The following is a 13304-nucleotide window of genomic DNA, read 5'->3' as shown; positions in this document are numbered from 1 at the left end:
ATAATGCCCCGGTGCTGGTCATTGGGCTGGGCCGCTTTGGTTCCTCCACGGCTGAGCAGCTCGTGAAGCAGGGCCGCGAAGTGCTCGCCATCGAACGGGACCGGACCCTTGTGCAGAAGTGGGCGCCGCTCCTTACGCACGTGGTGGAGGCCGACGCCACCAACATCGATGCCCTCCGCCAGCTCGGTGCTCAGGAGTTCAGCTCCGCCGTCGTAGGCGTCGGCACGTCCATCGAATCCTCGGTGCTCATTACGGTGAACCTGGTGGATCTTGGCATCGAACACCTCTGGGTGAAGGCCATCACGCCTTCCCACGGCAAAATCCTCACCCGCATCGGCGCGAACCACGTGATCTACCCGGAAGCCGACGCCGGCGTCCGCGCAGCACACCTGGTGTCCGGGCGCATGCTGGACTTTATCGAGTTCGACGACGACTTCGCCATCGTGAAAATGTACCCGCCGCGCGAGACCGTCGGGTTTACCCTGGACGAGTCCAAGGTCCGGTCCAAATACGGGGTGACGATTGTAGGCGTCAAGTCCCCCGGCGAGGACTTCACGTATGCCAGGCCCGAAACCAAGGTGTCCTCCCGGGACATGTTGATTGTCTCCGGCCACGTGGACCTGCTCGAGCGGTTTGCCGCCCGCCCCTAGCCGAGCTGTTTGGTGATCTCCGCGGCGCGGTCAGCCGCCGCGCGGGCACCGGCGGCGATGATGGACGGGATGCCCCGCTCGTCGAAGGTGGCGATGGCACGTTCCGTGGTGCCGTTGGGGCTGGTCACTGCTTTGCGCAGCGCCGAGGGGTCCGCGCCCGGCTCGGCCAGCATGAATCCGGCGCCCGCCACCGTTTCCCGGGCCAGGAGCAGGGAGAGCTCCGCGTCCAGGCCCAGTTCCTCCCCTGCTGCGGCCATGGCCTCGGCAAGATAGAACGCGTAGGCCGGTCCCGAGCCGCTGATGGCCGACAGCGCGTCCACCTGTTCCTCGGGAACTTCGACGACGGTCCCCGCGCCCTGCAGGATGCCCTTGACCTTTTGGAGCTGCCCGGGAGTGCAGTTGGAGCCCGGCGAGACAGAGACAACACCGCGTCCCAGCTTGGCAGGAGTGTTGGGCATGGTGCGGATGACGGGCTGCCCGGCCGGAAGCGCCGCTTCCAGCTGGGCTATGGACACGGCCGCGGCAACGCTGACCACCACGGCGTCCGGCGCAAGGGCGCCGCTGATTTCCCGCGCCAGGTCCGTAATGCCGGCCGGCTTCACGCCCAGAATCACGACGGCGGACCCCTTGGCGGCCTGCTTGTTGTTGTCCGGTTCCTCCTCGCCTGCGATCGCGGTGACGCCGTGGTGGCGCTCCGCCAGCTCCGCGGCCCGCTCCGCGCGGCGGACGGTGGCCACGATGTCGGCCGGGTCCGTCCCGGCTTCCAGCAGACCGCTAAGGATGGCTTCGTTCATGGACCCACAGCCAAGAAAGGCGATTCGGTTGCTCATGGCTCCATCATTGCAGTTCACACCAGGCCGCGCCCAAACATATCCAGCAGCAAATCCCCTAACCGGGAACTTCCGAAAAAGCGTTCACAGGTTGCTCACATGTTGGGCGCAGCTTCCTCACAAGTGCTGTCCCTAGAGTTGTTGTTACCTCATTGAGGGTGCGAGTGATGCGGCAGGCATGGGGATGCCTGCCAGGGCACCGGCGTACGTAACAGGTTTTCCCCCATTTTCCTGTCGCGGCCGCCGGTGCTTCCGCCTTTAAGCGCCGGTTCCGTCTTGCGGCTTTGTTAGACCGTTGCGCCGATGGCCGCGGGGGCGACGTGCGGCGCAGGCTCCAGCGGCCCGGAGAACACCAGCTGGTCGAGGCGGCGAAGGATCAAGCCCTCGCGGAGTGCCCACGGGCAGATCCTGATTTTCTTGAACTTAAAGAGCTCCAGGGCCGCCTCCGCCACCAGCGCTCCGGCAAGCAACTGGTGTGCCCGGGCTTCTGAAACGCCCGGCAGGTGGAGCCGGTCTTCCGCGCTCATGGCCGAGATGCGCTGCGCCCAGACCCCTAGATCGGACCCGTACAGCTCGCGCTTGACGTAGGGGCCGGCAGTGCTGGGGGCCGCGCCCGCGATCCGGGCGAGGGACCGGAAGGTTTTCGAGGTCCCTGCTACCAGGTTGGCCCGGCCCAGCCCATCGAATTCGCGGACAGCGGGCTTGAGCGTGGCTTGAATGTAGCGCCGCAGCTCTTTGACGCTCTTCGCCGAGGGCGGGTCCTCGGTCAGCCAGTCCCGGGTGAGCCGGCTGGCACCGAGAGGCACAGACGTGGCAACCTCCGGCAGTTCGTCCTGGCCGAAGGCCATCTCGAAAGAGCCGCCGCCGATATCCAGGTTCAGGATGGGGCCGGCGCCCCAGCCGTGCCAGCGCCGGACGGCGAAAAAGGTCATGGACGCTTCCTCGCTGCCCGTGAGTTCCTGCAGTGTAACGGTGGTTTCGTGCTTGACCCGGGCAAGGACTTCGGGGCCGTTGGTGGCCTCGCGGATGGCGGAGGTACAAAAGGCCAGAAGGTCCTCGGCCTTGTGCCGGGCCGCGAATTCCCACGCCTCAAGCACGAACTCCGTGAGCTCATGCTGCCCGGCATCGCTGATGCTGCCGTCCGCCTCCAGATACTGGACCAAGGAGAGCGGACGCTTGTGCGACGCGAACGGCACTGGCCGCGCGCCGGGGTGGGCATCCACCAGTAGGAGGTGGACAGTGTTGGACCCGATATCGAGGACGCCTAGCCGCATGCTGCCATTATTCCCCGGCCCGGCGGTTCCGGCCCAACCGGCACGTCATGTCTGGCGACTCAGGGGAAGTGTCAGTTTTCGGCCGGGCCGGAAGGGGCGCCGTCGGGGAGCTCGTCGGCACGCTTGAAATCGCGCTTGATGTTGGCAATGCCTTCGGGGTTGATCTCGAAACCGTAGGCGGCGCCCGGGTTGATGACCATGCCGAGTTCTTCGCCGATGTTGGCGATGATGGCAGCGCCCTGGGTGCCGAGGACGTTCGGCGCTGCGTCCAGGTACTGCTGGTCAACGCGGCTCGGGTGCGAGAAGACAGCCAGGACGGGATCGCCGTCGGCATTGGCAAGGACCAGCGGCTCCACCTGGGAGTCCTCGCCCTCGATGCCGTCCGAGCTGACGATGTAGACCTCGCTGTTCAGGAAGGACAGGATGACGTCCACGGGACTGGCATCAGGCTGTCCGCCCTGGGCAAGCTTCTCCTCAAGGTCGTTCAGCGGCTGGGGATCGATGTGCGCAGGCTGTTCGGTCATACACCTACATGATCACGCGGCGGACCACCGCGCAATTCCCCTCACCACCCGCCGGGCCACCCTACTTCTTCGCCGTGGCCTTCTTCTTGGCAGGAGCCTTGCGCGTGGCGGTGCGCTTGACCGGCCCCTTGGCACGCTTCTCCGCAAGGAGCTCCACAGCCTGTTCACGCGTCAGTTCCTCCAGGGCGGTGGCCCGCGGAACGGTGATGTTGGTGATGCCGTCGGTGATGTACGGACCGAAGCGGCCTTCCTTCACCACGATGTTCTTTTCCGACACCGGGTCCGGGCCGAACTCCGCAAGTGGAGGCACGGCCGCGCGTGCACCGCGCTGCTTGGGCTGGGAGTAGATCTCCAGTGCCTGCTCCAGCGTGATGGTAAAGATTTCCTCCTCGGACCCGATGGACCGGGAGTCCGTCCCCTTCTTCAGGTACGGACCGAACCGGCCGTTCTGCACGGTGATGAGGTTGCCTTCGGCGTCCTCACCCAGCGCACGCGGAAGGCTCATCAGCTGCAGTGCCTCATCAAGGGTTACGGAGTCCACTGTCATGGACTTGAACAGCGAACCGGTCCGCGGCTTGGCCTTGACCGGCTTCTTGGGCGGCTTGGGCTTGCCGTTTTTGTAGTACTCCACCGGCTGGTTGGCGATCTGTTCCTCCGTCATCTCGGAGATGACTTCGGTGACGTAGGCGCCGTAGCGGCCGTTCTTGGCAACGACGGTGTGTCCCGTATGGGGATCGGTGCCCAGCACGCGTTCCTCGGGAGCGGCGGTCTCCATCAGCTCGATGGCCTTGGCGGCAGTAAGTTCGTCCGGGGCGAGGTCTTCCGGGACGTTCGCCCGGGGCGACTCTACGATTTCCCCGGTCTTCGGGTCCACGGTGGCCGCAGAGCTTTCGAGGTACGGGCCGAACTTGCCCACCCGGAGCGTGATTTCGTCAGTGATGGGAATGGAGTTAATCTCCCGCGCGTCGATTTCACCGAGGTTGTTGACGATGCTCAGCAGGCCGGGGTCTGTGTCCTCGCCGAAGTAGAAGTGCCGCAGCCAGGAAGCACCCGCAGCCTGGCCGTTGGCGATTTTGTCCAGGTCACCTTCCATATCCGCGGTGAACTCGTAGTCCACGTAGTCGCTGAAGTGCTGCTCCAGCAGCCGGATGACCGAGAAGGCGATCCAGCTCGGGACCAACGCGGAGCCCTGTTTCCGGACATAGCCGCGGTCTTGGATGGTGGAGATGGTGGACGCGTACGTGGACGGGCGTCCGATGCCCTTCTTTTCCAGTTCCGCCGTCAGCGAGGCTTCGGTGTAACGCGGCGGCGGTGAGGTTTCGTGGCCGACTGCGATGATGTCCGAGGCCTTGAGCGCATCGCCCTTCGTGACGTTGGGGAGGCGGCGGGCTTCATCCGAGTCGTCGTCGCCGCGGGTCTCGTCCTTGCCTTCCTCGTAAGCGGCCAGGAAGCCGGGGAAAGTGATCACGGTGCCGGACGCGGAGAACTCGGCGTCCCGCCCGTAGGAGGCCACCGCACCAAGGCGGATGGTCGCCGTCGAACCCTTGGCGTCAGCCATCTGGGACGCGACGGTCCGCTTCCAGATCAACTCGTAAAGCCGGAATTCGTCGCCGGAGAGCTGCTTGGCCACCTGCGCGGGGGTCCGGAAGGAGTCACCCGCGGGACGGATGGCCTCGTGAGCTTCCTGGGCGTTTGCTGCCTTGTTGGAGTAGACGCGGGGAGATCCCGGGATGTACTCGGGGCCGTACAGTTCGGAAGCCTGCCGCCGGGCAGCGGTCACGGCCTCATCACTGAGCGCGGAGGAGTCCGTACGCATATAGGTGATGTAGCCGTTTTCGTACAGGCGCTGGGCGATCTGCATGGTGCTCTTGGAGGAAAAGCGCAGCTTACGGCCGGCTTCCTGCTGCAGCGTGGAGGTGGTGAACGGCGCAGCCGGCCGGCGGGTGTACGGCTTGGTGTCAACGGAACGGACGCGGAACTCTGCGTCCTGCAGCCCAGCCGCCAGGGACGTTGCGAGCTCCTCGTTAAGGTGGGCGACGTTCTTGGACGTCAGAACGCCGTCGTCGTTGAAGTCACGGCCGGTAGCCACCTTGGAGCCGTCAACGCTGGCAAGCTTCGCTTTGAAGGAGCCAGCGTCGGCGCCGAACTGGCCGGTGAGGTCCCAGTAGGAGGCGGCTTTGAAGGCCATCCGCTCACGTTCGCGGTCCACCACCATACGGGTGACCACGGACTGCACGCGGCCGGCGGAAAGCCCGCGCGCCACCTTGCGCCACAGCACCGGGGAGATCTCGTAGCCGTACAGGCGGTCCAGGACACGGCGGGTCTCCTGGGCGTCCACCAACGCCGAATCGACATCGCGCAGGTTGCCCATGGCGCGCTGGATGGCTTCCTTGGTAATTTCGCCGAACGTCATCCGGTATACCGGTACCTTGGGCTTGAGCACTTCCAGCAGGTGCCACGCGATGGCTTCGCCCTCGCGGTCCCCATCGGTCGCGAGATAAAGTTCGTCGGCGTCCTTGAGCGCAGCCTTGAGCTCGGTCACCTTTTTCTTTTTGTCCGGGGACACCACGTAGTAGGGCTTGAAGTCGTGGTCAATGTCGACGGCGAACTTGCCTACCGAGGTTTTCTTCAGTTCGGCAGGGAGTTCGGACGGCTGCGGCAGGTCGCGGATGTGACCAATGGAGGCCTCTACGATGAAGCCCTCGCCCAGGTACTTGGCGATGGTCTTGCTCTTGGCCGGAGACTCCACAATCACGAGTTTCTTGCCGGTTTTGGCCTTGCTTGGCACGGTGCTCCTACAGAAAAAGGTTGCTCGGGCAGATGCGCCCATACTGGCCTAGTTCACCATATTTTGAAGAATTGTGCGCATTCATGTGGAAAACAAGGGGGTTACCCGGAAGGCCCTCCGCGTCTTAATCCCCGGCCGGAATCAGGAACCCATCGCGAACCAGATTGGCCACGTCGGCGAGCAAACCGCGCCGGAAGGAGCCGGCGTCGAACCCTTCCTCCCCCACCACGCCGCCGCCCAGCAGCGCCTCCAGCGCACCGGCTATCTGCCCGGCGGACAGGTCGCCGTCGCAGGCCGAAACAAACCCGGCGAGTTCGGTGCTGAGGAGGTTCGTCCGGCGCAGGCCGGCGCCCTGCCGAAGCAGGATTACGCCGGGGTGCTCGGCGCCGGGCCGTTGGTGGCGTTCCTCGGTGACATCGTCCGCCACCAGCAGGTGCGCGTCGCTGACGCTGTTGGCAGCCAGCCAGTCCTGGCGGTTCAGCGCCGCACCCAAGTGGGGCCCGATCGGCTGCTCAATGGGGTAGGTGATCTCCTCAAACCGGTTGAAAGCGGCCTGCGCCGGGTCAAGGGGGCGCCGGAGCAGCACCATCCCGAAACCGATCCCCGCCACGTTGCGTGACTCGAAGTCTTCGAGGTAGGCGGCGTAGGCCTCCTTGTAGTGTTGCCGGTCCCGGCCCTCGGACGCGTCACGCAGCCAGGTCTCGGCGTACTCCTCCGGGCCCACCGTCTCGCGCTGGATGAACCAGGCGTCCGTCCCGGCGGGCACCCAGCCTTGAGGGCGCTCCTGCCAGGCGGCGCCGGCCTGCACTTCCCAGTTTCCAAGCATTTGCGCCGTTCCGCCGGGAGCGAGCACAGCCGGCAGCCCGGCCACGAGGGCTGCCACAATCTCATCACCCGGAAGGCCGCCGTCGCGATAGGTAAACTGCTCTGACGCTTCCTCCCCCGCGCTCCGCGGTGTGATGACGAAGGGCGGGTTGGAGACCACCAGGCCGAATTCCTCGCCCGCCACGGGCTCCAGGAGCGAACCCAGGCGCAGGCTCACCCGGTCCTCCAGCCGGGCCGGATCCACGGACAGCGCCACGGCGTTTAGCAGGATGTTAAACCTGGTAAAGGCCAGGGCGCGTTCAGAAATGTCGGTAGCTGTGACGTGCCCGCAATGGTGCAGCAGGTGGAAGGCCTGGATGCCGCATCCCGTCCCCAGGTCCAGTGCCCGCTCGGTGTGCTGCCGGAATGTGGTCTGCACCAGGGTGGTGGACGCCTGCCCGATGCCCAGAACGTGGTCATGGCGGAGAACGCCTTCCTGCTGGTGTGCCGCCAAGTCGCTGGCCACCCACAGTTCCGCCCCGCCGCTGCCGCCTGTGGTGTCATCCTCGGTGCCCTCCCAGCCGTAGGGCCGGAGGTCAGCCTTGGCTGCCAGGAGCGGACTGCCAGGAACGGGCTCCACCAGCCCCAGCTCCTGCAGGCCCTCGGCGCCAATGCCCGGCAGGGCGGCGTCGAGCGTTGCACTTGTCTGCGGCTCGGCGAGCAGCCAGAGACGGACGACGGCGGCGAGCGCCGCGTTGCCTTCGTCCTGCCGCACAGCCCGGTCGGCAGCCAGCAGGGCCGGAATGAGCTGGTCCCGGTTCAGCGCACCGTAGGCCGGTTCGCCGAGGAGCCCGGCCACACCGTCGAGCGTGTAACCCACCAGGCGCAGGTCAGCGGCAAGTGCGGCGAGCAGCTCCGGAAGGTCGCTGCGGGGAGCGTCGGGGGTGTTGCCGTCGGTGAACTCATATGGGGATTTAGGCACTGCCCAAGTTTAGTCCGGCACCGGGAGCTGGGAACCGGGGCTGGGGCCAAGGCGGTAGCGTGGAGGTATGCCTCCACTGCCTTCCAGCCTTCCGTGCGCCCGGAAGCAGCCCGCCCGCCCGCAGCGATCCCTGCTTACTGCCTGTGCGCCGGCGGGTATCGCTGCATTGGTGCTGGCGGGGTGCTCGCCCGTGGTCTCGATCGAAAACGCGGACGTTCCGCAGTGGCGCGCTACTGCACTGCCCATAGGTTCCGGCACCGTCATCGAAGATGCCGGCAAGATACTCAACCGGGACCGCATCGTTCAGGAGGCGGCCGACGTACCTGCCGGCCGGTATACCCTGACGGCCACCTGCGAGGGCGGGGGCAAGGCCTTCTTTGCGGTATCCCTGGACGGGGAAGCTGTGGTGGACGCCGGTGCGGCCTGCAACGGCAGCCGGGAAATCACCAAAATCACATTGCCGCAGTCGGGGAGGCTGGAAGTCAGCACCTCCAGCGTGGACTCCCCCTTGTTCTACGCATACCAACTGGCGCCCGCAGAATAAGTCTGGTCCGCGGCGGCGTCCGGGCATACAGTCGGACTATGCCCAGAGTGCGGACGTGCTCCGTGCCTTTTCAGGGGCGGTCAGTCCGTGCGCGGCAGACGCGGAATCCGGCGGCCGCCGCCGTTCTCGGTGTTGTGCTGGCGGCCGGCCTGGCGCTGGGCGGCTGTGAATACACGTACGACGACGGCCGGAGCTGGAGCGGCGCGGCCGACGCGGGTGAAACGGTGGCCCCGGCGCCGGTGTTTACCCGGGATCCGCTGCAGCGCGAGCCCGTCAGTGAAGCCGAGCTTGGCGCCTGGGTGGCCCGAACCCTGCCGGAGACCGGGCATCCGGTGGTGCATGCCGGAGCCGGGCTCCTGGCGGCAGGCGAAGTCCGGACTGAAAACACAGCCGTGGTGGGAACCGGCACGTACGCACTCGCGCTGACCTGCCGAAGCCAGCGGCGGGTTACCTTCACGGTAAAGAGCGACTCGCTGACGCTGGTGGAGCTGGGGCTGCGGTGCGGGGTGAACCGCGAGAACGTCATTTATCTTTCCGCGGAGACAGCTTTGAGCATCACGGTGGAGTCCAGGACGGGCGCCAATTACGCCTACCGCCTCCGGCGCCTGTGACGCATGTCCTGTGCGATGCCCGTTCGTTTGCCGTGGGGTAAGTCCCGGGGACGCGGGCTGGTGGTCCCTAAGCGGAGCAGCCTTCCGGGCACAGCAGGGTTTCCGGGCTGGAAGCGCAGTCGGCACAATACAGGGTGAGGGTGCGGCAACTGGGGTTGGAGCAGTTCTCGAATTTGCTGGTGGGAGCCGCGCAGCGGGTGCATTGGCCGATGGTCTTGGCGTCCTCGCTGAACTCGAGGTGCATGCGCTTATCGAACACGTACAGCGAGCCTTCCCACAGGCCCTGGTCCTTGAAGGTTTCGCCGTACCGGACAATGCCGCCGTCCAGCTGGTACACCTCCTTAAACCCGCGGTTGACCATCAGGCTGGAAAGCACCTCGCAGCGGATGCCGCCGGTGCAGTAGGTAACCACGGGCTTGTCCTTGAGGGAGTCGTACTTGCCGGATTCGAGCTCCTTAATGAAGTCGTGGGTCGTGGCGACATCCGGGACCACTGCGTCCTTGAACCGGCCGATCTGGGCTTCGAAGGCGTTCCTGCCGTCAAAGAAAACCACCTCTTCGCCGTCCTGCTTTTTCGCATCGACCAGTTCGTGCAGTTCTTCGGGCTTAAGGTGCATGCCGCCGCCCACTACGCCGTTGGCGTCCACCTGGAGTTCACCGGGCGCGCCGAACGAGACAATCTCATCCCGCACCTTGACGCTGAGCCGGGGAAAGTCCTCCGCACCGCCGTCGGACCATTTAACGTCGATGCCATGGAAACCCTTGTATTCCCGGGTGGTCTTGACGTACTGCTTTACGGCGCCGATCTCGCCGCCCACCGTGGCGTTAATGCCGTCCTTGGAAATGATGATCCGCCCGGTAAGTCCCAGCTTCTCGCAGAGGGCGCGCTGCCAGAGCCGCACAGCGTCCGGATCAGCGATGGGGGTAAAGCCGTAAAAAAGCACAATTCGGTTCAAAGCCACGTATTTAAGGGTACCGGCTGCGATTCCGGCAGCCCGCCTGCCCGTATTTCACGGACGGCAGTGAACCGTCACTGCGTCCATTGTGACGGCGCATCACAATTGCATAAGCACCGGGCCTCCCGCCCTGCCTACCCCTGTTGCTTGTGACTGCGCTGGAATAGTCTCATCCCATGAGCCCGGAAACCATGGTTAATGACATCACTGGCCTTCTCGAAGTATGGGTCGCCGGCTGGGCAGGCTGCCGCGGCTACCGGACGTCCGCCGAAGGCCGCTTCCCCGCCGCGCTACGGGCCGACACCACCGGCGAGTGGGAGTTGTTCGCATCCGAGCCTACGGATGCGGAGTTTGCAGCCCTGGCTGCAAAGACTGCGGAAGTGCCGGCGAGGGGTCTGACCATCCTGAGCAACGACCTCGCCCGCTATTCGGTCCTTGCCCTGCAGCATGGTTTGAACGTCACCTCCGACTCCCAGGCCATGATGATTGTGGACATGGAAACCCAGGATGCCGAGGATCCCTGGCTGTCCGACGATGACCTGGCCCTGACAACGTCGATGCAGGACGGCGTGCATTACGCTGTTGTCCGTTCCGGGGAGACCCTTGCAGCCAGCGGCCGCGTTTTTGTGGTGGGCGATACCGCAGTGTTCGACAAAATCATTACCGAACCGGCCTTCCAGCGGCGTGGTCTGGGAAGCTTCATCATGCGCGCACTGGCGGCGCAGGCATTCGAACATGATGTCCAAACAGGTCTGCTGCTGGCTTCCCTCGACGGCCAGAAGTTGTATTCCCACCTTGGCTGGACCACCGTCTCGCGCGTGCTGATGCTCTCGTCATCCCGCGACGGGGCCGATCTCTCGCTGAGTTAACCCCGGCCCCAGGCCCGCCTCGCCGGTTACACCGACGGCGAACCGGGCCTGCCGGTAAGCCCCGGGGTGAAACAATATTGGGGTGAACCCCCACGACTCGCTGATACCCCTGCTGGGCCGCGGCCCGGACCCGGAGCAGCTGCGTCATGTCCGGACCATCCCCGCCCGGAAAGCCATCCACGGGCAGTGGCCGGAGTGGGTTCACCCGGATCTGGTGGCCGCCTACGGGTTGCTGGGTGTCCACAAGCCCTACCGCCACCAGGTGGAAGCGGCGGACATTGCCCACGGCGGAGAGCATGTTGTCGTTGCTACCGGAACCGCTTCCGGAAAGTCTCTCGCCTATCAGATGCCGGCGCTGGATGCCATCCACCGCTCCGAACTGCGCGTTCTTGCCGACCCGGGAAAGATCCACGACGACGGCGCGGTGGCCCTTTACCTGTCCCCCACCAAGGCACTCGCAGCTGACCAGTTGAACGCAATCAGGGCGTTGAAGCTGCCCACCGTCCGGGCGGAAACCTACGACGGCGACACCGACCCGGCTTCCCGGCGGTGGATCCGCGACCACGCGAACCTCATCCTGGCCAATCCTGACATGCTGCACTTTGGCATACTTCCGAACCACGCCTGGTGGGCTGGGTTTTTCCGCCGCCTCCGCTATGTCATCGTTGACGAGGCCCACAGCTACCGCGGCGTTTTCGGCTCGCACGTAGCCAACCTGATGCGCCGGCTGCGGCGGATCTGCGCGTACTACGGAGCAGGGTCAGCCTTTCCCGAACCTGTCTTCATCGCAGCCTCCGCGACGGCTTCGGACCCTGAAGTTTCCTTCTCCCGGCTTATCGGGGCACCCGTCAAGGCGGTCTCGGAGGACGGCTCACCGCACGGCGCCACCACGGTTGCCTTTTGGGAACCTGCCTTGACCGAGGTGAAGGGCGAGAACGGCGCTAAGGAGCGGCGCACCGCTGTTGCTGAAACTGCGGACCTGCTCGCCAACCTGGTGTCAGCGCAGATCCGCACCATAGCCTTCATCAAATCCCGGCGCGGAGCCGAGACGATCTCGTCCATCACCAAACGCCTGCTGGACGAAGTGGATCCCAGCCTGCCGCAGCGTGTGGCTGCCTACCGTTCCGGATACCTTCCTGAAGAACGCCGGGCTGTGGAGAAAGCGCTCCGTTCCGGTCGGCTCCTGGGTGTTTCAAGCACCTCCGCTTTGGAGTTGGGCATCGACATTTCCGGGCTGGACGCTGTTCTGGTGGCCGGCTGGCCAGGGACCAGAGCCTCGCTGTTCCAGCAGATCGGGCGGGCAGGCAGGGCAGGACAGGACGCGATCGCGGCCTTTGTGGCAAGTGACGATCCACTGGATACCTTCCTGGTGAACCACCCGGAGGCAATCTTCGACGTCTCGGTTGAAGCGACTGTCTTCGATCCGTCGAACCCGTACGTGCTGGGACCGCACCTGTGCGCGGCCGCGGCCGAACTTCCGCTCGGTGCCGGCGAGCTTGACCTGTTCGGAAGCACCGCCGAGAGGCTCCTGGACCGCCTGGTAGCTCAGGGATATCTTCGCCACCGGCCTGCGGGCTGGTTCTGGACCCATTCCCAGAGCGCCGCGGCAATGGTAAACCTGCGGGCTGACGGCGGCGGCCCGGTGAGCATTGTCGACGCTGATACTGGCTCCCTCCTCGGAACGATGGACTCTCCCCAGACCCACTACCAGGCGCACACCGGTGCGGTCTACATCCACCAGGGCGACAGCTACGTGGTGGAGGACCTCAACGAGGACGACCATTGTGTAGTAGTCCGTCGCGCCAACCCGGACTACTACACCACGGCACGGGACGTGACGCAGATTGAGGTGCTGGAAACCCAGCGCACGGCCAGATGGGGCGACGTTTCACTGCACTTCGGCGACGTTAAAGTCACCACGCAGGTGGTCTCCTTTCAAAGAAAGGCCCTGATTTCCAACGAGATCCTCGGTGAGGAACCGCTTGACCTCGGCGCCCGGGAACTCTTCACCAAGGCAGTGTGGTTCCTGGTGGACAACCGTTCCCTCACCGCGGCCGGACTGATTGAAGCCCAGTTCCCGGGTGCACTGCACGCCGCAGAACACGCAGCCATCGGTCTCCTTCCCCTGGTGGCGTCCAGTGACCGCTGGGACATCGGCGGGGTATCAACTGCCCTGCATGCCGACACCGGAGTGCCCACCATCTTCGTGTATGACGGGCACCCCGGCGGGGCCGGTTTTGCCGAACGCGGATTCGACAAGGCGCAGACATGGCTTGCCGCTACACGGGACGCCATCAAGGCCTGCGAATGCGAATCCGGCTGTCCTTCCTGTGTTCAGTCGCCCAAGTGTGGGAACAAAAACAACCCCCTGGACAAAGCAGCCGCGGTCACCCTGCTCGATGTTCTGCTGAAGAACGCCGCCGATGCCAGCGAAGTCAGCGTGGACGCCGGGCGCTGATCCGGAGCCCAGCCC

Annotated in this window: 11 protein-coding genes; 5 read left to right on the top strand and 6 right to left on the bottom strand. The window is 65.1% G+C overall.

Features of this window, described 5'->3' with window-relative positions; genetic code table 11:
• Nucleotides 1-11: 11 nt before the first annotated feature.
• A complete protein-coding gene (locus tag AC5RVN_RS17040; RefSeq protein WP_172801511.1) occupies nucleotides 12-650 on the top strand; it encodes a potassium channel family protein in 639 nt (212 codons plus the stop codon).
• Here AC5RVN_RS17040 and proC read toward each other — a convergent pair.
• From proC to AC5RVN_RS17015, 5 genes are all read right to left on the bottom strand, one after another.
• Nucleotides 647-1480, bottom strand: a complete 834-nt coding sequence (gene proC / locus AC5RVN_RS17035; RefSeq protein WP_494041464.1) for a pyrroline-5-carboxylate reductase — start codon at nucleotides 1478-1480, stop codon at nucleotides 647-649. The two genes, AC5RVN_RS17040 and proC, sit on opposite strands and share 4 nt — an antisense overlap.
• Nucleotides 1481-1767: 287 nt before the next feature.
• Nucleotides 1768-2754 carry a Ppx/GppA phosphatase family protein gene (locus tag AC5RVN_RS17030; RefSeq protein WP_494041463.1) on the bottom strand — a complete coding sequence of 329 codons (987 nt, stop codon included), beginning with the start codon at nucleotides 2752-2754 and terminating at the stop codon, nucleotides 1768-1770.
• Nucleotides 2755-2825: 71 nt separating this feature from the next.
• Nucleotides 2826-3278, bottom strand: a complete 453-nt coding sequence (locus tag AC5RVN_RS17025) for an SseB family protein (protein ID WP_494138713.1) — start codon at nucleotides 3276-3278, stop codon at nucleotides 2826-2828.
• A gap of 61 nt (nucleotides 3279-3339) precedes the next feature.
• Nucleotides 3340-6066 (bottom strand): type I DNA topoisomerase, encoded by a 2727-nt coding sequence (topA, locus tag AC5RVN_RS17020; RefSeq protein WP_494138712.1) that lies wholly within the window; start codon nucleotides 6064-6066, stop codon nucleotides 3340-3342.
• Nucleotides 6067-6190: 124 nt separating this feature from the next.
• Entirely contained in the window at nucleotides 6191-7852 is a 1662-nt protein-coding gene (locus tag AC5RVN_RS17015) for a DUF7059 domain-containing protein (protein WP_494138711.1), read from the bottom strand.
• A 67-nt stretch (nucleotides 7853-7919) separates the two neighbouring features.
• Here AC5RVN_RS17015 and AC5RVN_RS17010 point away from each other — a divergent pair, with 67 nt between their 5' ends.
• Together AC5RVN_RS17010 and AC5RVN_RS17005 are read left to right on the top strand one after the other, a co-directional pair.
• The gene (locus AC5RVN_RS17010; protein ID WP_494138710.1) at nucleotides 7920-8396 is read left to right on the top strand and encodes a DUF6023 family protein; all 477 of its coding nucleotides are present in this window, start codon (nucleotides 7920-7922) and stop codon (nucleotides 8394-8396) included.
• A gap of 62 nt (nucleotides 8397-8458) precedes the next feature.
• On the top strand, nucleotides 8459-9007 hold the full coding sequence (locus AC5RVN_RS17005) for a DUF6023 family protein (protein ID WP_494105364.1): 549 nt from the start codon (nucleotides 8459-8461) through the stop codon (nucleotides 9005-9007).
• 67 nt (nucleotides 9008-9074) lie between these two features.
• On the opposite strand, the gene trhO is transcribed toward AC5RVN_RS17005, so the two are convergent.
• Complete coding sequence (gene trhO, locus AC5RVN_RS17000) at nucleotides 9075-9968, bottom strand: oxygen-dependent tRNA uridine(34) hydroxylase TrhO (RefSeq protein ID WP_494138709.1); 894 nt, start codon at nucleotides 9966-9968, stop codon at nucleotides 9075-9077.
• 170 nt (nucleotides 9969-10138) lie between these two features.
• On the opposite strand from trhO, the gene AC5RVN_RS16995 reads away from it, so the two are divergent.
• Nucleotides 10139-10831: a GNAT family N-acetyltransferase gene (locus tag AC5RVN_RS16995; RefSeq protein ID WP_494041456.1), complete on the top strand. Its 693-nt coding sequence runs from the start codon at nucleotides 10139-10141 to the stop codon at nucleotides 10829-10831.
• Between the two features lie 82 nt (nucleotides 10832-10913).
• The gene (locus AC5RVN_RS16990) at nucleotides 10914-13289 is read left to right on the top strand and encodes a DEAD/DEAH box helicase (protein WP_494138708.1); all 2376 of its coding nucleotides are present in this window, start codon (nucleotides 10914-10916) and stop codon (nucleotides 13287-13289) included.
• Nucleotides 13290-13304 lie beyond the last annotated feature (15 nt).

This window comes from Arthrobacter sp. sptzw32, assembly GCF_059089735.1.
Note: the sequence above shows the minus strand (reverse complement) of the source record. Positions and strands in the feature narration are given on the sequence as shown.